19 protein-coding genes are annotated in these 18,942 nt (G+C 72.6%); 14 read left to right on the top strand and 5 right to left on the bottom strand.

What is annotated here, in order from left to right; all coding sequences use genetic code 11:
• Positions 1–4 precede the first annotated feature (4 nt).
• The 3 genes from AB0C84_RS27750 (at position 5) to AB0C84_RS27740 (ending at position 2,315) form a co-directional block, all read left to right on the top strand.
• Positions 5–616, top strand: a complete 612-nt coding sequence (locus AB0C84_RS27750; protein ID WP_218905107.1) for a glycerol-3-phosphate responsive antiterminator — start codon at positions 5–7, stop codon at positions 614–616.
• Between the two features lie 120 nt (positions 617–736).
• Complete coding sequence (locus AB0C84_RS27745; protein WP_361072039.1) at positions 737–1,675, top strand: DMT family transporter; 939 nt, start codon at positions 737–739, stop codon at positions 1,673–1,675.
• A 34-nt stretch (positions 1,676–1,709) separates the two neighbouring features.
• Positions 1,710–2,315 (top strand): TetR/AcrR family transcriptional regulator, encoded by a 606-nt coding sequence (locus AB0C84_RS27740; RefSeq protein ID WP_361072036.1) that lies wholly within the window; start codon positions 1,710–1,712, stop codon positions 2,313–2,315.
• A 4-nt stretch (positions 2,316–2,319) separates the two neighbouring features.
• Here AB0C84_RS27740 and AB0C84_RS27735 read toward each other — a convergent pair whose 3' ends face one another.
• Both AB0C84_RS27735 and AB0C84_RS27730 read right to left on the bottom strand, forming a co-directional pair.
• A complete protein-coding gene (locus AB0C84_RS27735; protein WP_361072033.1) occupies positions 2,320–3,621 on the bottom strand; it encodes an oxygenase MpaB family protein in 1,302 nt (433 codons plus the stop codon).
• A 42-nt stretch (positions 3,622–3,663) separates the two neighbouring features.
• Complete coding sequence (locus AB0C84_RS27730; protein ID WP_361072030.1) at positions 3,664–5,133, bottom strand: NAD(P)/FAD-dependent oxidoreductase; 1,470 nt, start codon at positions 5,131–5,133, stop codon at positions 3,664–3,666.
• 107 nt (positions 5,134–5,240) lie between these two features.
• Between AB0C84_RS27730 and AB0C84_RS27725 the strand changes: the two genes are divergently transcribed.
• The 6 genes from AB0C84_RS27725 to AB0C84_RS27700 all read left to right on the top strand — a co-directional run bounded on the left by AB0C84_RS27725 (position 5,241) and on the right by AB0C84_RS27700 (position 10,655).
• Positions 5,241–5,852 carry a TetR/AcrR family transcriptional regulator gene (locus tag AB0C84_RS27725; protein WP_361072027.1) on the top strand — a complete coding sequence of 204 codons (612 nt, stop codon included), beginning with the start codon at positions 5,241–5,243 and terminating at the stop codon, positions 5,850–5,852.
• 127 nt (positions 5,853–5,979) lie between these two features.
• Positions 5,980–7,848 carry an FAD-dependent oxidoreductase gene (locus tag AB0C84_RS27720; RefSeq protein ID WP_361072024.1) on the top strand — a complete coding sequence of 623 codons (1,869 nt, stop codon included), beginning with the start codon at positions 5,980–5,982 and terminating at the stop codon, positions 7,846–7,848.
• Between the two features lie 93 nt (positions 7,849–7,941).
• Positions 7,942–9,180 carry a helix-turn-helix domain-containing protein gene (locus AB0C84_RS27715; protein ID WP_361072021.1) on the top strand — a complete coding sequence of 413 codons (1,239 nt, stop codon included), beginning with the start codon at positions 7,942–7,944 and terminating at the stop codon, positions 9,178–9,180.
• A gap of 40 nt (positions 9,181–9,220) precedes the next feature.
• Positions 9,221–9,559: a metalloregulator ArsR/SmtB family transcription factor gene (locus tag AB0C84_RS27710; protein WP_361072018.1), complete on the top strand. Its 339-nt coding sequence runs from the start codon at positions 9,221–9,223 to the stop codon at positions 9,557–9,559.
• Complete coding sequence (locus tag AB0C84_RS27705) at positions 9,556–10,032, top strand: SRPBCC domain-containing protein (RefSeq protein ID WP_361072015.1); 477 nt, start codon at positions 9,556–9,558, stop codon at positions 10,030–10,032. Before AB0C84_RS27710 ends, AB0C84_RS27705 begins: the two co-directional genes overlap by 4 nt.
• A complete protein-coding gene (locus AB0C84_RS27700; RefSeq protein ID WP_361072012.1) occupies positions 10,029–10,655 on the top strand; it encodes a dihydrofolate reductase family protein in 627 nt (208 codons plus the stop codon). Before AB0C84_RS27705 ends, AB0C84_RS27700 begins: the two co-directional genes overlap by 4 nt.
• 78 nt (positions 10,656–10,733) lie before the next feature.
• Here the strand turns inward: AB0C84_RS27700 and AB0C84_RS27695 are convergent, their stop codons facing one another.
• Both AB0C84_RS27695 and AB0C84_RS27690 read right to left on the bottom strand, forming a co-directional pair.
• Positions 10,734–11,807, bottom strand: a complete 1,074-nt coding sequence (locus AB0C84_RS27695; protein WP_361072009.1) for a hypothetical protein — start codon at positions 11,805–11,807, stop codon at positions 10,734–10,736.
• Between the two features lie 235 nt (positions 11,808–12,042).
• Positions 12,043–12,831: an SAM-dependent methyltransferase gene (locus AB0C84_RS27690; protein ID WP_258941685.1), complete on the bottom strand. Its 789-nt coding sequence runs from the start codon at positions 12,829–12,831 to the stop codon at positions 12,043–12,045.
• 120 nt (positions 12,832–12,951) lie between these two features.
• On the opposite strand from AB0C84_RS27690, the gene AB0C84_RS27685 reads away from it, so the two are divergent.
• The 4 genes from AB0C84_RS27685 (at position 12,952) to AB0C84_RS27670 (ending at position 16,759) form a co-directional block, all read left to right on the top strand.
• Positions 12,952–13,437 carry a MarR family transcriptional regulator gene (locus AB0C84_RS27685; protein ID WP_361072139.1) on the top strand — a complete coding sequence of 162 codons (486 nt, stop codon included), beginning with the start codon at positions 12,952–12,954 and terminating at the stop codon, positions 13,435–13,437.
• 2 nt (positions 13,438–13,439) lie between these two features.
• Complete coding sequence (locus AB0C84_RS27680) at positions 13,440–14,795, top strand: MFS transporter (protein ID WP_361072006.1); 1,356 nt, start codon at positions 13,440–13,442, stop codon at positions 14,793–14,795.
• Between the two features lie 175 nt (positions 14,796–14,970).
• A complete protein-coding gene (locus AB0C84_RS27675; protein ID WP_179842483.1) occupies positions 14,971–15,453 on the top strand; it encodes a cation:proton antiporter regulatory subunit in 483 nt (160 codons plus the stop codon).
• A 7-nt stretch (positions 15,454–15,460) separates the two neighbouring features.
• Entirely contained in the window at positions 15,461–16,759 is a 1,299-nt protein-coding gene (locus tag AB0C84_RS27670; protein ID WP_361072003.1) for a cation:proton antiporter, read from the top strand.
• A 15-nt stretch (positions 16,760–16,774) separates the two neighbouring features.
• Here the strand turns inward: AB0C84_RS27670 and AB0C84_RS27665 are convergent, their stop codons facing one another.
• Positions 16,775–18,097: a cytochrome P450 gene (locus AB0C84_RS27665; protein ID WP_361072000.1), complete on the bottom strand. Its 1,323-nt coding sequence runs from the start codon at positions 18,095–18,097 to the stop codon at positions 16,775–16,777.
• A gap of 122 nt (positions 18,098–18,219) precedes the next feature.
• Between AB0C84_RS27665 and AB0C84_RS27660 the strand changes: the two genes are divergently transcribed.
• On the top strand, positions 18,220–18,873 hold the full coding sequence (locus AB0C84_RS27660; protein ID WP_338742718.1) for a TetR/AcrR family transcriptional regulator: 654 nt from the start codon (positions 18,220–18,222) through the stop codon (positions 18,871–18,873).
• The last annotated feature ends 69 nt before the right edge of the window (positions 18,874–18,942 follow it).

The following is an 18,942-nucleotide window of genomic DNA, read 5'->3' as shown; positions in this document are numbered from 1 at the left end:
TTTTGTGGGTCATCGTCCGAAACGTCCCGTGGACCGGCGGCTGCTCGCCGCGCTGGCCGAGCACCCGGTCATGGCTTCGATCGTCGGGGTCGCCATGGCCGAGCGGTTCGCCGCCCGGTCGGCGCCGCTCGGCATCCTGGCGTCCGTCCCGCTCGGCGAGCTGGAGGCCACGGTGGCGGCGACGGTCGCCGCACGCAAGATCGTCTTCGTGAACATGGACTCGACGCCCGGCCTCGGGCACGACCCGGGCGCCCTGACCTACCTCAAGGGGATCGGGGCGATCGGGGTCTGCTCCACCCGCGCGGCGATCATCGAGCGCGCGGGCGGGCTGGGCCTGCTGACCATGCAGAAGGTCTTCGTCACGGACCGGTCGAACCTGCACCGCAGCGTGCAGTCCATCGGCCGGTCCCACCCGGACCTCGTCCAGCTCATGCCCGCGGTCATGCTGCGCTACATCGAGCGCGAGGCCCGCGACCTCGGCGTGCCGTACCTGGCCGCCGGTTTCGTCCAGGAGGAGGCGGACGTCTCCGAGGCGCTCCGCCACGGCGCCGCGGGCGCGTGCACCTCCGACGACGCCCTGTGGGATCTGCGCCGGTCCGCCCTGCGCACGTCCTGATCGCTCTGCGCACGTCCTGACCGCTCTCCCCCGGCCGACGCGCCGGCCCGCCCACCCGTGCCGCCCCCGCGGCCGGGCGGGCCGGTCGCGTGTGCCCGCCCCGTAACGGAAGGACCCTCGATGAAGCCGGGGACCCCCGCTCCTCCCCCGCCGACCAGCACTCATAAGCCCGCCGACACCGCCCAGAGGAGGGACGGCCACCGGAGGACGAGGGCAGGAGCGGCGCTGGCGCCCGCCCTGTTCACCGTCCTGTGGAGCAGCGCTTTCGTGGCGGGCGTCCCCGGCGTCAGGGCGGCCCCGCCGCTGCTGCTGATGTTCGCGCGGTTCTCCGTCGCGGGGGCGCTGCTCGCCGCGTACGCCCTCGTCACGCGGGCCCGGTGGCCGCGTGGGCGGGCGCTGGCGCACGTCGCCGTCACGGGACTGCTCATCCAGGCGGTGCAGTTCGGCTGCTTCTACACGGCCCTCGCCCTGCACTACCCGGCGGCCGTGATCTCGCTCGTCCAGGGCCTCAACCCGGTGGTGATCGCGTTGGCGGCGCGGCTGCTGGGCGAGACCGTCACCCGGCGGCAGGCCCTGGGCTTCGCCCTCGGCGCTGCGGGCGTGGTGCTCGCGGTCGCCGACCGGGTGAGCCTGTCTGCCTGGGGCGTCCCGCTGTGCCTGGCGGGCCTGGGCGGGCTCAGCCTCGGCACCCTCTACCAGAAGCGTTTCGTCCCGGACATGGACATCCGGACCGGGACCGCCACGCAGGTCCTCGTGAGCGCGGCGGCCGTGGGCCCGCTCAGCCTGGCCCTGGAGAGCCCGCGCGTGTCGGACTGGACGGCGTTCGGAGGGTCGGTCGCGTGGATGGTGCTCGTCAACTCCATCGCGGCGTTCCTGCTGCTCAACTGGATGCTGTCGCGCTCGTCGGCGACCAGGGTGAGCACGGTGTTCTTCCTGACCCCGTCGGTGACGGCGGTGCTGGCCTGGCTGGTCACCGGTCAGGCGCTGGGCCCGCTGGTGATCGCCGGCCTCGGGCTCGGCGGCGCCGGAGTCCTGCTCGCCGCCGGGCGGGGACGATAATGGTCGTCCACCATCCGACGGAGGAACTGCAACGATGGCCGATGCCGGTCCCAAGCCGCGGTTGCGCGCGCCGGCCCGCCGGGCCCTGATCACGGCCGCGGCCGTGAAGGTCTTCGCGGCCAAGGGGTACCACGGCACGTCCCTCGGTGAGATCGCGGCGGCCGCCGGGGTGGCGAGGACGGTCCTGTACGACCACTTCCCGTCCAAGCGCGTGCTGCTTCTGGCGGTCATGCAGGAGGAGAACGCGTCACTGATCGAGTACGTAGGGGGCCGGATCAGGGCCTCCGGCACCGCCGAGGACCGGATGCGGTCCACGATCGAGGCCTACTTCAGCTTCGCCCAGAGCCGCCCCGACGCCCGGCGCCTGCTGTTCGACCGCACCGGGGAGGACGATCCGGAGGTCCAGATCGTCCGGCAGGGCATCCGCGAATCGCGGACCCGCGCGGTGACGGCGCTGCTGGCCGACGACGTCCGCACGGTGGGGGTGGAGCCCGGCGAACCGATCGCCGAGGCCATGGTCGAGCTGATCATCTCGGGGCTGGACGGGGTGGCGCAATGGTGGGAGCGCAACCCCGACATGCCCAGGTCCATGCTGGTCGACGGCGCGATGCGGCTGCTGTGGACCGGACTCGGCGGGTGAGCGCTCAGCCCACGCTCGTGTCGTGGTGGTCGTAAGGAGTCCCGGCGACCCCGGACCTGGCGGCGAGCTTGGACGCCAGGGCGACACCCCGCCGCTGCCACGCGTCACCGTGGCGGGTCCTCGCGTCCCTCCTGCGCCGGGCGCCGGGCAGGCGGTCACCGATCCGGCGCACGGCCACGTTGAGGTGGACGAGGCGTCCGGCGATCCATTCCCAGGGCTGGAGGCGCAGATTCGCGAAGGGTGAGGCGCGGAGCAGGGCCCGGACGAGCGGTTCGCCGGTGAGGGCCGAGACCAGGCCGAGCAAGGGGGCCGATGCGTGGATCTGGAGGCGGCGCAGCACCAGGTTGCGGCTGAGGATGTGGTCGCAGGCCGCCCTGACCGTGATGTCGGTCCATCCCGTCGGGCCGCCCGCCGTGAGGATCATGTGGTGGGCCATCTGGAGGCCGTCGACGGCGCCGCGGGGGATGAGCTCGTCGGCGACGCCCATCAGATGGGCGATGTAGGCCCAGTAGAGCATGACGCTGTCGAGGTCGCCTGGCGTGACCCGCCGGCCGTGGGCGTGGTCGAACAGGAGCGGGAGCAGGCCGAAGGTGACCGCGGCGCCCATGGTCATGGCGTTGGAGATGGGGTTGCCGTGCCGGGCGAAATGCTCGTCCCCCCAGATCCGGCGCAGCGCGAGCCGCGCCTGGGCGTGCATCAGCCTGACCCGGACGATGCTCTTGAAGACCTCGGAATGCCGGTCGGCGCCCCCGGGCCGGGTGACGTCGTGGAACCAGGTGACGGTCTCCAGTTCGCGGCGGCGGAAGTCCGCGAGGAACCTGCGCGTCTGCCCGGTCGCCGCCGACACCTCGGCGCCGACGAAGGTCCCCATGGCGTCGCTGAGCATCATGGTGGTCTTTCCGGCGAGGGACGCGTTGATCCACAGGCGCCGTCCCCGCTCCCAGGTGCCGGCGTCGAACCATTCCGGAGGACGGTCCAGGTGGCGGAAGAGGTCGACGAGCGCGGGCGGCGCGTCCTCGACCGTGTCGATGCCGTTGTCGAGGGCTTGGTCGAGCATCCTGCGGCCACGCGACATCCCGATCTTCGTGAAGGCGAGGACGACGGCGTCCATCGGCTCGTCGCCCTGCCAGCGGTGGTCGTCGAACAGCCGGGTCAGCGGTGTCCCCACGGGATCGGCCCGCACCGGGATCCAGGGTGAGAACTGCTCGATATGGGGCTCGGTCAGCCAGAGCGGTGAGGCCTGCGCGGTCTCGGGCGCCGGCCGCAGCGCCATGCCGTCCCGGTAGTAGTAGTCGTGAGGGTGCATAGGGATCCCGTACTCCGCGTCCATCGGGGCGAGCGGCCCCCATCAGTGTTCGAGGTGGTAGTCGGTGGGGTCGAGACGGCGGGTGCGGCGGCGGTAGCCGGTCATGGAGCCGGGCCAGTTGTTGGTGTTGCGGCGGTCGGCGTCGAGGTACCAGCTGTCGCAGCCCCCCTCGTTCCAGACGGAGGTGGACAGGCGCTCCTGGGCGGCGGCGTCGAAGCGGTCGAGGACGTCGGCGCGGACGTCCATCGAGGTCGCGCCTCCCGCGAGGAGGCGGGCGGCCTGGACGATGTAGGCGGCCTGGCTTTCGAGCATGTGGACGATGGAGCCGGAGCCGACGTTGGTGTTCGGCCCGTACATGAGGAAGAAGTTGGGGAATCCGGTGACGGCCAGGCCGAGGTAGGCGCGGGCGCCGTCCTTCCAGGCGGCGTTGAGCTCCTGTCCGTGCGCGCCGAAGACGCGCATGGGCGCGACGAAGTCCTGGGAGCGGAACCCGGTGGCCCAGATGAGGGTGTCGAAGGCGTGGCGGCCGCCGTCGGCGGTCCGGGCGCCGTGGCCGGTGATCTCGACGATGGGGCTGCCCACCACGGCGACGTCGGGGCGGTTCAGCGCCGGGTAGTACTCGCTCGAGGTGAGGATGCGCTTGCACCCCGGCTCGTAGCGGGGTGTCAGGCGCCGCCGCAGCCGCGGGTCGCGGACGGACCGGAGCGCGTACCGGCACAGCAGGCGGACGGGCGCCGACAGGACGCGGCGGCCGCGCGGGGAGACCAGCGCGGGGTTGAGGACCAGCTCGAACCACAGGAAGATCCCCAGCCTCGACAGCCTCTGCACCGCGGGCAGGCGGCGGTTGAGGGCGTGCCGCCGGCGCGGGTAGAGGCGGTCGGGTTTCCGGCTGATCCAGTGCGCCTCCCGCTGGAAGATCGTCAGGTGCGCGGCGGCGGGGGCGATCAGCGGGACGAACTGGACGGCGCTGGCGCCGTTCCCGACGACGGCGACGCGCCTGCCCTCCAGGGCGTGGTCGTGGTTCCAGCGGGCGGAGTGGAACGCGGTACCGGCGAAGCGGTCCAGCCCGGGCAGGCGGGGCACGGCCGGGTTGGACAGTTGCCCGCAAGCGGCGACGAACAGGTCGTACTCGTGAACACCGCCATCGCCGGTGTGCAGGCGCCAGCGTCCTGTCGCGGCGTGGAAGTGCGCGTCGGTGACCGTCGTCCGGAACCGGAAGTGCGGCGTCAGGCCGTACTTGTCGGCGCAGTGCCGCAGGTAGGCGAGGATCTCGTGCTGCTCCGCGAACCGGCGTGACCAGTCGGGTTTGGGTTCGAAGGAGTAGGAGTACAGGTGGGAGGGCGCGTCGCAGGCGGCGCCGGGGTAGGTGTTGTCGCGCCAGACGCCGCCCGGCCCGTCGGCCCCGTCGAAGATGGTGATGTCCTCGAAGCCGGCCCTTTTCAGGGCGATGGCCAGGCCTATTCCGCTGAACCCGCTGCCGACGACGGCGATCGAGATCGTGCGGCGCCGCACGCGTGGGCCTCCCGCCCCGCCGGGCCGACCGGGCGCCGGCCGCGGTCGCGCTTTTCCGACACTCGTGTCGGTTAGGGTGGCCGCACCGGAGGACGGGAGTCAAGACCATGGGCAAGAATCCGCCCAGGACGCGGATGCGGGGGCCGGCGCGGCGGGCGGTCATCACCGGCGCGGCGCTGGAGCTCTTCGCGGGCAAGGGCTACCACGGGACGTCGCTGGGCGAGATCGCCGCCCGGGCCGGCGTGGCCCGGACGGTCCTGTACGACCACTTCCCCTCGAAGCGCGGCCTGCTGCTGGCCGTCATGCAGGAGCAGAACACGGCGCTGATGAGCCACGTCGGTGCTCGCATCACCGCGGTGGGAGCGGCCGAGGATCGGATGCGGTCAACGATCGACGCCTATTTCAGTTTCACCGAAACGAGGTCCGCCGCGCGCAGACTGCTGTTCGACCACGCGAACGAGGACGATCCGGAGATCCGGATCGTCCGCCAGGGCATCCGGGAGTCCCGGGCCCAGGCGGTGACCTCCCTGCTCGCCGACGATATGCGCGCGATGGGCGTCGACCCCCGCGAACCGATCGCCGAGGCGATGGTCGAGCTCATCATCACCGGTCTGGACGGCGTGGCGCAGTGGTGGGAGCGCAACCCCGACATGCCCAGATCCCTGCTGGTCGAGGGGGTCGCGAGGCTGCTGTGGAACGGTCTCGGCCGGCCGCGGTGACTCACCGCGCCCGCCAGCGGAGATCGCGCCGGGGGGCTTGACGGCCCGCGGCGGCGTGCTCATAGTGAGGGGCCATCCGCAACCGACATGAGTGTCGGTTAGCACACCACCCCCCAAGGAGTGCGCTGTGGAGGACAAGACTCCATCGCAGAACCCGTCGCCCCAGAGCGAGCCGGAACCGAGCGGGCGGGCGGGCGCCGGCGGCGGGCTGGACCGCCGCCGGTTCGTCACCGGGGCGATCGCGGCGGCCGGGGCGCTCGCCGCCTCCGGCGCCCTCGGCGCCGGGCAGGCCGCGGCGGCCGCGCCCACCGCGCGCCGGGCCCCCCGCACCGGCCGCGCGGCCGCCGGACGCCGGGTAGCGATCTTCGGCGGCGGGATGGGCGGCCTGTCGGCCGCCCACGAGCTGGCCGAGCGCGGCTTCCAGGTGACCGTCTACGAGCGCAAGGCCTGGGGCGGCAAGTGCCGCAGCATGCCCGTCCCGAACACCGCGGGCGGAGGCCGCCAGGACCTGCCCGCCGAGCACGGGTTCCGGTTCTTCCCCGGCTTCTACCAGAACCTCCCCGACACCATGTCCCGGATCCCGCTGCCCGGCGGCGGCAAGGCCTTCGAGAACCTGGTCGCGGGCGACCAGGTCGCCGCCTTCTACAAGGGCACCAAGTTCACCCTTCCGGCGAAGGGCAGCATCATCGGCACGCTGAGCCCGGACTCGCTGCTGGCCTTCCTGCAGACCGCGCTCAACGTGGTCGGCGCCGTCCCGGCGGTGGAGGTCGGCTACTTCCTCCAGAAGATGATCGCGTTCGTCACCAGCGGGCCCAAGCGCCGCTACCAGCAGTGGGAGAACATGAGCTTCTCCCAGTTCGTGCACGCCGAGAAGATGTCCAAGCCCTACAACGAACTGCTGGTGGAGATGTTCACCGGCACCCTCGTGGCGGCCAAGCCCGACAAGGCCAACGCCCACACCATGGGCCTGATGGCCGAGGCGTGGGTCTACAGCACCCTCGGCCTGGGCGGCTACAAGGCTCCCGACCGGCTGCTGAACGCCCCGACCAACGAGGCGCTCATCGACCCGTGGGTGGCCTACCTCAAGTCGCTCGGCGTGACCTTCCAGTCCGACGCCACGCTCACGCGGCTCGACGTCCAGGACAAGAAGATCAGCGGCGCGGAGATCACCGGTGCCTCCGGAAGCGGCACCGTCGACGCCGACTTTTACGTGCTGGCGGTCCCGGTCGAGCGCGCCGTGCCGCTGCTCAACGACCAGATCCTGGCCGTCGACCCGAGCCTGCGGTCGCTGCGCGAGCTGACGACCGACTGGATGAACGGGATCATGATCTACCTGCGGCAGCCGATCGACCTGGCCAAGGGGCACGTCGCCTACGCCGGGCAGCCGTGGGCGCTGACCTCCATCAGCCAGGCCCAGTTCTGGAAGAAGAGGTTCGGCACGACCTACGGCAACGGCGAGGTCAACGAGTGCCTGTCGATCGACCTCTCGGCCTGGGACAAGCCCGGCATCCTCTACGGGAAGGCGGCCAGGGACTGCACCCCCGACCAGATCTTCAAGGAGGTCGTCGCGCAGATCCGCAAGGCTCTCCCCTGGAACGGGATCATCCTCAACGACGCCAACATCCACTCCTACTTCATCGACCCGGCCATCACCGGAAACGGGACCTCGCAGGCCGCCAACGACGAACCGCTGCTCATCAACAGGCCCAGCTCCTGGAACTACCGGCCGGAGGCCGCCACCGCCCTGCCCAACCTGTTCCTGGCCTCCGACTACGTCCGCGCCGACATCAACCTGGCGACGATGGAGGGCGCCAACGAGGCCGGCCGGAAGGCCGCCAACGCCATCCTGGACGCCTCCGGCGCCTCCGGCACCCCGGCCAAGCTGTTCAAGCTCTACCAGCCGAACGAGTTCAAGGGCTTCTTCGACGACGACGACCGCCGCTTCGACCGCGGCGAGGCCAACTTCTTCGACCTCTACGACCCGGCCAGGCCGTGATCCGCGAAGTCCCGCTATGAGCCGCCGCCCGCGGCCCGGCCGAGCGCGCCGACCGGCCGGAGCCGCGGGCGGCCTGGGGAGGTGGCGTGGCCGATGACCGCGCCCGAGTCGCCGCCCTTACCCGGACGGCCCCTGGACGAGCACGCGGTCAGGTGCCTGCGCGAGAGCGTCCCGCACATCGCCGCCTCCGCCGCGGACGCCGCGCGCTCCCGGATTCCGGGCTACGGGTGGGCCCGCCGGACGGCCGACCGCGATCTTCTGCGCGGGGCGATCGCCCTCGCGCTCAGCGGTTTCCTCGATCCCTCCGCGGACTGGTCCGGCGAGCCCCGGCCGGCGGTCCTGGAGGCCTTCCGGGACCTGGGCGAAGCCGAGGCCGCCGAGGGCCGCGCCCCCGACGACCTGCAGGCGGCCCTCACCGTCGCGACCGGCGTCGCCGCCGAGCACCTCACCCGGCAGGCCCTGCGGCGCGGGCTGGCGCTCACTCCGCGGCACGGCGGGACGGCCGTACAGAAGGGCCTGGCCTACACCGACCGGCTCCGGCGGGCCGCGGCGGCCGGCCATCTGTCGGCCACGGCGCGCGGCGCCGCCCAGGGCGGGCCAGAGCAACGACGCCTGATCGACCTGATCCTGAGTCCGCACTGCGAGATCCGGACCCTGCGCGAGGCCGCCGCCCGTGCGAACCGGCCCCTTCCGCGGACCGTCGCCGTCATCGCCGTCGACGGTCGCCGCCGGGACGCTGCAGCGCCGCGCTTCCTGCCGGAGGACGTCCTGAACGGGCTCCACCTGAAGGTGCCCTGCCTGGTGTTCCCCGACCCTGAGGGACCCGGTCGCCGCGCCGCCCTGGAGGCGATGCTGGGCGACCATCCGGCCGTCGTCGGCCCCGCGGTCGCCGTCACCCGCGCCGCCCTCTCCCTGCGTCTGGCCCGGCGCGGTCTCGACCTGCTCCCGCCCGCCGTGCTCGCCGCCGGCACTCCCGTGCACGTGGGCGAGCACATCCCCGCGCTCCTGCTCGTCCAGAACCACGATCTGGCCCGACGCCTCGTCGACCGCAAGCTGGCGCCGTTACGCCGGCTGCGCCCGGCCCAGCAGGACCGGCTGGCGAAGACGCTGCTCGCCTACTTCGAATGCGGCTTCAACGCCTGCACCACCGCCGCCCGCCTGCACACCCATCCCCAGACGGTCCGCAACCGCCTTCGCCTGCTCGAACCTCTCTTCGGCCCCGAGCTCTACGCCCCCGCCAGCGCCCTCGACTACCTCATGGCCCTGCACGCCTGGCAACTCCTCACCGACCGGCCGGAAGCCGGCCCCGGGAAGAGACCGCCGCATACTTAGCCGTTGCGCTAACCATGACGCTCGGGCAATACTTAGCTTTATGGCACAGTATTCGCCGGAGCTGGACGGCGTGTTCGTCGCCCTCGCCGACCCGACCCGGCGCGCCGTCGTCCGGCGCCTCGGGCTCGGGCCGGCGAGCGTCGGCGACCTCGCCCGCGAGTTCCCCATGACCCTCCCCTCGTTCATGAAGCACGTGCGGACTCTGGAGTCGAACGGGCTCATCCGCACCCTCAAGTCCGGTCGGGTGCGCACCTGCGTGCTCAACCGCGAAAGGCTCGATCTCGTCGACGACTGGCTCGCCGAGCAACGCCGGATCTGGGAGGGGCGCACCGACCGCCTCGAACAGTTCGTCACCGACCCGAAAGAAGAAGGCCGATGAACCCCGATCTCGACCTCGGCCTGGAGCGGATCATCCGCGCTCCGCGCGCGACCGTGTGGCGCGCCTGGACCGATCCATCCCAGCTCGAACAGTGGTGGGTCCCTGCCCCGTCCCGCTGCCGGGTGGACCGTCTGGACACGCGGCCCGGCGGAGCGTTCGTCACGCGGCTGAGCGATGACGGCGCCGACTTCGGCCCGCACATGGACGCGTGCTTTCTCGCCGTCGAGGAGCCCCACCGGATCGTGTTCACCAACGCGATCGACAGCACGTGGCGTCCCGCGCACCCCGCACCGGTCGCGATGACCGCCACGATCACGATGGACGACCATCCGGACGGCACGGCCTACCGGCTGGTCGTCCAGCACCGCGACCCCGAGGCCCGCGCCCGCCACAGCGAACTCGGCTTCGCCGACGGCTGGACGACGGTCGCCGGCCAACTGGCCGCCTTCGCGGAGAGGATCACCGCACGATGAAGATCACCCTCACCGAGTTCGTCACGCTCGACGGAGTCAGCCAGGGCCCCGGCTCGCCGGACGAGGACACCACGGACGGTTTCACCCGCGGCGGCTGGCTCGTGCCCCACCTGGACGCGACGTTCGTCCGGCGCGCCTCCGAGTGGCTCGACCTCGCCGACGGCCTGCTCCTCGGCCGGCGCACCTACGAGGCATTCGCGCGCGACTGGCCGAAGATCACCGATCCGGCCGACCCCTTCACCGGACGGATGAACGCGCTGCCGAAGTACGTGGTGTCCGACACCCTCACCGAGGTGACCTGGCACCCCGCCACCGTGCTCGCGGGCGATCCGGTCCAGACGGTCGCCGGCCTCAAGGCGCGACCCGGGCGGGAACTCCAGATCCACGGCAGTTCCCGCCTGGGGGACTCGCTGCTGTCGGCGGGCCTGATCGACGCGCTCCGCCTCGTGGTCGCGCCCGTCGTGGTGCGGAGCGGCCGGCGCCTTCTGCACGCGCAGGGCGCCCCGAACGGGCTGCGCCTCGTCCGCCACGAGGCCACCCCGGCGGGCGTGCTGCTCCTCGAATACGAGACGACCGGCCGAGCACCTCAAGGCCAGTACGAGGGAGTCGCAGCGTTCACCTAGTACGGGAGAAGGACGACCCACGGGCGGCGGCTCGACGGGCTCCGAGTGAGTCCGTCGAGCCGCGGTCCGCCGTTCGGGTCAGCCGCGCTGGGATCGGACGGTGACGCGGCGGATGAGCTGCACGTCGGTGAGCGGGCCCGTGGACGCGGCGAAGCCGAACTTGACGGTGTTCGGGACGGGCGCGGGAGCGGCGAACCTCAGCACCCGCTTGAAGCCGGCACCGTCCCGGAAGTCGATGTCGACCGTCGCCACCGGGTTCGGTCCAGGCGACACCGCCACGCGGACGACCCGCTTCACCGGTTCCAGGAGCCTTTCGGCCCGGCTCGGCGTGACACCGGCGGGCATCGTCTTCAGGTCGCCGTGGAGCCGCCCGGGAAGGGACGACCGCCAGGGGCCCCGGGTCGTCTTGTTCTTGGTGGTCGCGCCGAGCAGGCAGTATCCGGTGACGCCGTTCCCGGGCCCGCGCGCGGTCACGACGTTGGGGCCGGGGGCGGGCGGGCGGAACGCCGTCCCGGCCGGGGAACGCCGCTCGCAGCCGTTCCCGCGCCCTTCCCCGTCGCCGAAGTAGTCGCCGAGCACATCGAGCCCGATGCCGAGGTACCCGCCGTCGACTCCGGGAATGAATTGCCCGCCGGCCCGGCCGCCCGGCAGTTTCTGGGCGTAGCCGAGGCTTCCGCCGAATGCGCCCGGCGTATTGAGGCTCCTGGCGCCGTCGGTCAGGAAGAACGAGATCCCGTCGGCCGGGGCGCGCGTGGTGTTGCCGTACTGCCATTGTTCGAAGGTGACCTCCAGGCCGCCCCGCGTGGGGATCGGCGAGTCGAACAGCGCGGCGCCGGTCTCTTCGAAGTGGGCGTCGGTGAGCTGGAGGTATCCGCGCGACGCGGCGTTGCCCGGCGGCACGGGGCCGACCGGGTCCCGGCGGCAGCCCCCGAGCGGGTGGTTCGTGGCCTCCGCCGCGGCGCTCCCCCGCGCCGCGCCCGTCAGGCAGGCCGCCCCGTACCCGACGAACCGCGCGTCCGCGGTGGCTCTGGTGAACGATTCCTGGACCAGCACCGATCCCGGACGCCGGTCCGCCGCCGACGCGTGCCCGAATGACGCGACGGCCGCGACGACACCGACCGCCGCCGTGATGCAAGCTCCCCGATGCCTCATGCCGTTTCTCCCCACGGAGGTCCGAAGCGATCTTCCTTCCGCGTTCATCTGAACACACGATCACGTCGAGACCCCCGGATTGCCGGTATCGCGGCAATACATGAAGTCATTCTTTACCGGAATGCATGGCATCCCATGAGATGGCCGAGCTTTCACCACGAAAGCAGCGAACGGGGTACCACCGAGTACGCGACGGCCATTTCGGAGCGGGCGGAGTCGCCTCATCCCAGCCGGGTCAGGGCTTGCGGGCCAGCCCTCCCGAGCAGGACACCTCGGGGACGTCCTCCTGGCCGGGGTCGGGCCGCCATCGCGTCACCGGCACGACACCCGGCTCCAGCAGTTCCAGGCCCTCGAAGTAACCGGCGATCTGCTCCTGCGTGCGGGGGATGTAGGGGACGGCGCCGCTGGCGGAGTTGTAGGTCCGGATGGCCTCGGTGTAGGCGGGGTCGGCATCGGTGCCGTCATAGACGGCCAGGTAGCTGCCGGACGGCAGGGCCGCCATGAGCCGGTCGACGATCGAACGGGCCTGGTCGTAGTCGCCCACCAGCCCCAGGATGCCCATGAGCATGAGCGCGACGGGCTCGTCGTAGTCGAGGGTGCGGGCGGCTTCGGTGAGGATGGCGCCGGGGTCGCGGACGTCGGCCTCGATGTAGTCGGTGGCGCCTTCGGGCGTGCTGGTCAGCAGCTTCCGGGCGTGCGTCAGCACCAGCGGGTCGTTGTCGACGTAGACGATGCGGGAGGCCGGCGCCAGCCGCTGGGCGATCTCGTGGGTGTTGTCCATGGTGGGCAGCCCGGTCCCGATGTCCAGGAACTGGCGCACGCCCGCCTCGCCCGCCAGGTGCCGCACCACCCGCCGCAGCATCCGCCGGGACTGCCGGGCCATGGCGACCATGCCGGGAAAGACGGCGAAGATCCCCTCTCCGGCCTGGCGGTCGACGGGGTAGTTGTCGGTTCCGCCCAGCAGGAAGTTCCAGATGCGAGCCGAATGCGGCACGGTCGTGTCGATCTCGGATTGTGAGCTCATCGCGGACGGCCCCCGGGGTCTCGGATTCCTTGCCGGCTCTATTACCCATCTGCGCCCCGCTGAGCGCCGCCGGGCGGGCGGGGTATACATGAGCGCTGTTATATTAGCGCTGTGACATCTATGGATCCGACCGCGACGCCGGGACGGTGGCATGCGCTGCACACCCTGCTGGCGGGCCTGGACGCCCAGATCGAATCCCTGTACACCGACCGGGGCGTCCGAGGGGTCCGCCCCCGCTTCGCCTACCCCCTGATCCGGCTCGCGCATACCGGCCCGCTGACGATCCGCGAACTGGCCGCCTCGCTGGACCGCTCCCACTCCGCGATGAGCCAGACGATCGCGGCGATGCGCCATGAGGGGCTGGTCACCACCGAGCCCGGCACGGACGCCCGCACCCGGCGCGTCACCCTGACCGACCGCGGCCGCGCCCTCGTCCCGTTCCTCGAGGCCGAGTGGCGCGCGACCGAGGCGGCGGTCGCCGAACTCGACGACGAGGTGCCGCACCCGCTCAGCGCCGTCGTCACCGAACTGGAGCGCGCGCTGGCCCGGCGGCCGATGAAGGACCGGATCCTCTCCCACCTCGACGCGCCCCCGGCCGGGCCGTAACCGTGGCCTTGCGCGAGCGGCTCGTCGACGTCCGCCCGCTGCGCGGGAGCAGGCCGTTCCGCGCCCTGTGGGCCGGGTCGGTGCTCGCCTCGATCGGGCAGCAGATCGCCGTCGTCGCCATCCTGCAGCAGGTCTGGGAACTGACCCGCAGCCCGCTGTGGACCGGGGCCATCGGCCTGGCCACGGGCGTCCCGCTACTCGTCCTCGGGCTGGTCGGCGGATCGCTGGCCGACGCCGTCGACCGCAGGAGCCTCGTCCGCGCCGCCACCGGCGGCCAGGCCCTGGCGGCCCTCGGCCTCATGGTCCAGGCCGCCGCAGGGAACCGGTCGGTGACGCTCCTGCTGGCCCTGGTCGCCGCCGGGGCCGGCTGCTCGGCGCTCGGGGCACCGGCCCGGCGCACCTTCCCCACCCGGCTGCTGCCCGCGGACCAGGTCGCCGCCGGGCTCGCCCTGCAGAACGTCGCGTTCCAGGCGTCCATGCTGGTCGGCCCCGCCGTCGCCGGGCTCGTGCTCGCCCGGTGGCACTACCCCGCCGCGTACGCGATCCAGGCCCTGACCACCGTCGCCTCGATGATCGCCGTGATCCGGCTGCCCGCGATGCCCGCCCCGGGGCGCGGCGAGCGGCACCCGGCGGGGCGGGGGCGTCGCGGGCCGCCGCCGGGAGGGTGGCTCATCGCCTTCCGGCATCCGATCCTGTGGGGTTCGTTCGGCGTCGACCTCGCCGCCACCGTCCTGGCCATGCCCATCGCGCTCTTCCCCATGGTCAACGAACTCCGGTTCGGCGGCGATCCCCGGACGCTGGGGCTGTTCCTGTCCGCGGTCGCGGTCGGCGGGCTCGGCGCCGGCCTGTTCTCGGGGACGGTCACCCGCCTGCGCCGCGGCGGCCTGGCCCAACTCGCCGCCGCCACGGTCTGGGGCCTGGCCCTCGCCGGTTTCGGCCTGGCGGAGCCCCTGTGGCTCGCGCTGTCCTGCCTGGCGGCGGCCGGCGCGGCCGACACCATGGCCGTGATCACCCGCGGCGCCCTGATCCAGGTGGAGACCCCCGACCACTTCCGGGGACGGGTGTCCTCGGTCGAGCACGTCATCGGCGTGGCCGGCCCCGAAATCGGCAACTTCCGCGGGGGCCTCCTCGCGTCCCTCACCTCCGCGCCGCTGGCCCTCGTGGCGGGCGGACTGGTGGCGGCGGCCGCGGTCGTCGCCGTCGGTCTCGCGAATCCTCCCCTGCGCCGGCACCGGACGACGCACGGGCACGAGGACGTGCGACCGCCCGCCGCACCGGCCCCGGAGCCGGCCGATCCCCGCCGTCTGGTCGCGGCGGACCGCCCCGAGACCCCGAGCGGGGACCGCGATGGGGTCTGAGAGCACCCTGGGCTGCGCCCTCACCGGCGAGTTTCGCCTAGGGTCATGTCCGGTTGGGTCTGAAAACATGTCCAAAACCTCATGGGCGGCGATCAAGGACGGCCAGAGGGCGGTACGCGCGTGCCGTGCATGCTTCGGGCGGCCACGGAGATCATGGAGAAGGCGGGAGAGGGTCATGGACGTCGAGCGGACTTCGCTGCCGGGCATCGGGCTGCGGCACGTGTTCACCACGGGGCGGGGCCGGCAGATCGGCGTGGTGTCGCACCGCACGGGCCGCCGGGATCTGGTGATCTACGACAAGGACGATCCCGACACCTGCGTGGTGTCGGTGGCGCTGGCGGCCGAGGAGGCCAACGCCGTGGCCGAGCTGCTCGGCACCGGCCGGGTGGTGGAACGGCTGGCCGAGCTGAACCGGCAGGTCGAGGGGCTGGTGACCGAGCAGATCCTGCTGACGGCCGCCTCGCCGTACGCGGGCCGCCGGCTGGGCGACACCCGGGCCCGCACCCGCGCCGGCGCCTCGATCGTGGCGGTGGTCCGCGACGGCGAGGTCATCGCCAGCCCGCGCCCGGACTTCGAGTTCCGCGCCGAGGACGTCGTGGTGGTGGTCGGCACCGACGAGGGCACCGCCGCCGTCGCGACCATCCTGCACGGCGGGTGAGAGGACCATGCACGCTGCGACACAACTGATAGAACTCGGGGCGATCGTCCTGGCGCTGGGCCTGCTGGGCGCGGTGGCGGTCCGCTTCTCCATCTCCCCCATCCCGCTGTACCTGGTGGCGGGGCTGGCCTTCGGCTCGGGGGGCATCCTGCCGCTCGGCGCCAGCGAGGAGTTCGTCTCGCTCGGCGCCGAGGTCGGCGTGATCCTGCTCCTGTTCACCCTCGGCCTGGAGTACACCGCGGGGGAACTGGTCGGGACGCTGCGCACCTCGGCCCCGGCGGGACTGGCCGACCTGGTGCTCAACGCCGCTCCCGGGGTGGCGGTGGCGCTGATCCTGGACTGGGGGCCGGTGGCCGCGGTGGCGCTCGGCGGCATCACCTACGTCACCTCGTCCGGGATCACCGCCAAGGTCATGGGGGACCTCGGCTGGCTGGGCAACCGGGAGACCCCGGCGGTGCTGTCCATCCTGGTGTTCGAGGACCTGGCGATGGCCGCCTACCTGCCGATCCTGACCGCGCTCCTGGCCGGGGCGTCGCTGGTCGCCGGGGCGACCACGCTCGGCATCGCCGCCGCCACCATCACCGTGATCCTCTACGTCGCGCTGCGGCACGGCCGCCTGGTGGAGCGGTTCGTGACCAGCCCCACCGACGAGGTGCTGCTGCTGAAGGTGCTGGGGCTGACCCTGCTGGTCGCCGGGCTGGCCCAGCAGCTGCAGGTGTCGGCGGCGGTCGGGGCGTTCCTGGTCGGCATCGCCCTGTCGGGACCGCTCGCCCACACCGCCCGGGAGCTGCTGGCTCCGCTGCGGGACCTGTTCGCCGCGGTGTTCTTCGTGTTCTTCGGCCTGCACACCGACCCCGGCCAGCTGCCCCCCGTGCTGGGTGTGGCCGCGCTGCTCGCCGTGGCCGGGATCGCCACCAAGCTCACCTCGGGCTGGGTGGCCGCCCGCCGCGCGGGCGTGGCCGCCCGCGGCCGCCTGCGCGCCGGAGCGGCACTGGTCCCGCGCGGAGAGTTCAACATCGTCATCGCCGGGCTGGCCGTGTCCGACGGCGTCAACCCCCGGCTCGGGCCGCTGGCCGCCGCCTACGTACTGATGCTGGCCATCGCCGGGCCGCTGATCGCCCGTGGCGTCGAACCCTTCATCCGCTGGCGCGGCATCCGGCCCTCGCGCACCCGGCCGGGCGCGGCACGGGGGGAGCACGCCGTCCCCCGGCCCGCCGACGGCGCGGCCGACGACCGGGTCGACGGGCAGGAGGACGTGGAGGACGTGGAGGACGTGGACCGTCCACCGGCGCCCGACCGGCACTGACCCCGGGCCGGCCTCTCAGCGCCCGGGCCGCGGAGGGGTGAAGGTGCAGGGCAGGCGCTTGTAGCCGTTGATGAAGCCGGACATGAGCCGGTCGGGCTCCCCGGCGGCGATGTCGGGCAGGCGCGTGAACAGCTCGCGGAACATCACCGTGATCTCCCGCCGCGCCAGGTTGGCGCCCAGGCAGAAGTGCGGGCCGGGGCCGCCGAAGCCGACGTGCGGGTTCGGCGAGCGCGTGATGTCGAAGCGGTCGGGGTCGGCGAAGACCGCCTCGTCGCGGTTGGCGGACCAGTAGAACAGCGTCACCCGGTCGCCCTTGCGGAAGGTGTGGCCGTTCATCTCGTGGTCGCGGGTGAGGTTGCGCCGCATGAAGATGACCGGGCTGCTGAAGCGCACGATCTCCTCGACGGCGCCGGCGATGCGCCCGTCGAAGTCGGCCAGCAGCAGCTCGCGCTGGTCGGGGTGCTCGGTGAACAGCTTGAGGCCGTGCGCGATCGCGTTGCGGGTCGTCTCGTTCCCGGCCACCACCAGCAGCAGGAAGAACGTGGCGAACTCGCGGGGGGTCAGCCGTTCGCCGTCGACGTTGGCGTTCACCAGCGCCGAGGTCAGGTCGCCGGTGGGAGCGGCCCGGCGCTCCCGTCCGAGCCGGGCCGCCAGCCGGTGCAGCCGCCACCCCGCCGACGCCACCGTGCCCAGCATGCGCAGCGTGCCGAGCCGGCCCAGCTTCGGGACGCCGTCCCTGTACTCGACGGTGGCGCCCACGTACTCGGGGTCGCTGTAGCCGACGATGATGTTGGTGAGCTCGACCACCCGCCGGTGGTGCCGGGCGGGGATGCCCAGCATGTCGCAGATGACCTCGACCGGCAGCCGCGCGGCCGCCCCGGACACGAAGTCGCCGCCGCCGGCCTCGATCAGCTCGTCCACGATCCGGGCGGCCCGCCGCGCGATGTCGTCCTCGGCCTTGGCGAGCATCTTGGGGCTGAACGCCCGGGAGACGATCCGGCGGATCTTGGCGTGCCGCGGATCGTCCATGTCGATCATCGAATTGAAGTAGCCGTCCATCCAGCGCGGCATGTCGGCCGGGCTGGTGGCGCTGGGCTCGCTGCTGAACACCTCCGGGTGGCGGCTGGCCTCCGTCACGTCGGCGTGGTGGACCAGCGCCCAGGACCCGGGGCTCTGCCCGAGGAAGGGGAGCTTGGGCAGGGTGAAGAACACCGGACCCGGCTGGGCGCGCAGCAGCGCGAAGGCCCGCGCCCGCTCCTCCAGCGGCCGGGCCCAGAACCGCAGATCGCTCAGGTCGATGTCCGCCAGCTCCGGCTGCGGGGGGATCTCCGTGGCCACCGGGCCTCACGCTCCCGTCTCGTCGCGACCCAGATTTCTGGTGAACCAATACACCAGAAATATCTGGTGTGTACCGTCTCCAGATTTGCGGGGGAAGTCAAGGGATGCGGCACAATCGGGTGGTGACGTCCCAGGCCCCCGGCGCGCGCCCCTACCGCGGCGTGCCCGCCGACCAGCGCCGGGCCCGCCGCCGCGCCGCGCTGCTGGCGGCCGGGCTGGAACTGCTGGGCACCCAGGGGTGGGCCGCCACGACCGTCCGGAAGGTGTGCGCCGAGGCCGGGCTGAACGATCGCTACTTCTACGAGAGCTTCCCGGACCGCGACGCCCTGCTCCTGGCGATCGTCGACGAGCAGGTCGCCCAGGGCACCGACGTGATCCTTTCCGCCGCCCGGCGGGCGCCGCGCCACCCGCAGGCCCGCACGCGCGCCGTGGTGACCGCCGTGTTCGACTTCCTGACCACGGACCCGCGCCGCGCCCACATCCTCACCCACGCCTTCCCCTCCTCCCCCCTGCTCCAGCGGCGGCGGATCGAGATCATCCGGACCATGGCGGCGATCTTCACCGTCCAGACCCACGAGACGCTCGACCAGGTCCTGCTGCCCGACGTGGACGTGGAACTGACCGGCCTGACCCTCACGGCCGGCCTCTGGGAGCTGTTCACCACCTGGTTCCGCGGAGACCTGGACGTCGATCGCGACCACCTGATCGACTACACCGTCGCGCTGATGCTGAGCACCATCGAGCTGGCGGCGCCCCTCCACCACCGCCTCCACTGACGACCGCACCGGCCGCCCCACCGCCGGCACCCGGCGCGCGGGAGCATGAAAGGGGCGCGGACGCGGAGT

Origin of the sequence: Actinomadura sp. NPDC048955 (genome assembly GCF_040649435.1) — a bacterium.
In the GTDB taxonomy this organism is placed as follows: Bacteria; Actinomycetota; Actinomycetes; order Streptosporangiales; family Streptosporangiaceae; genus Spirillospora; species Spirillospora luteofluorescens.
The sequence above is the reverse complement of the archived record's forward strand: the minus strand, read 5'-3'. Positions and strand labels throughout refer to the sequence as shown.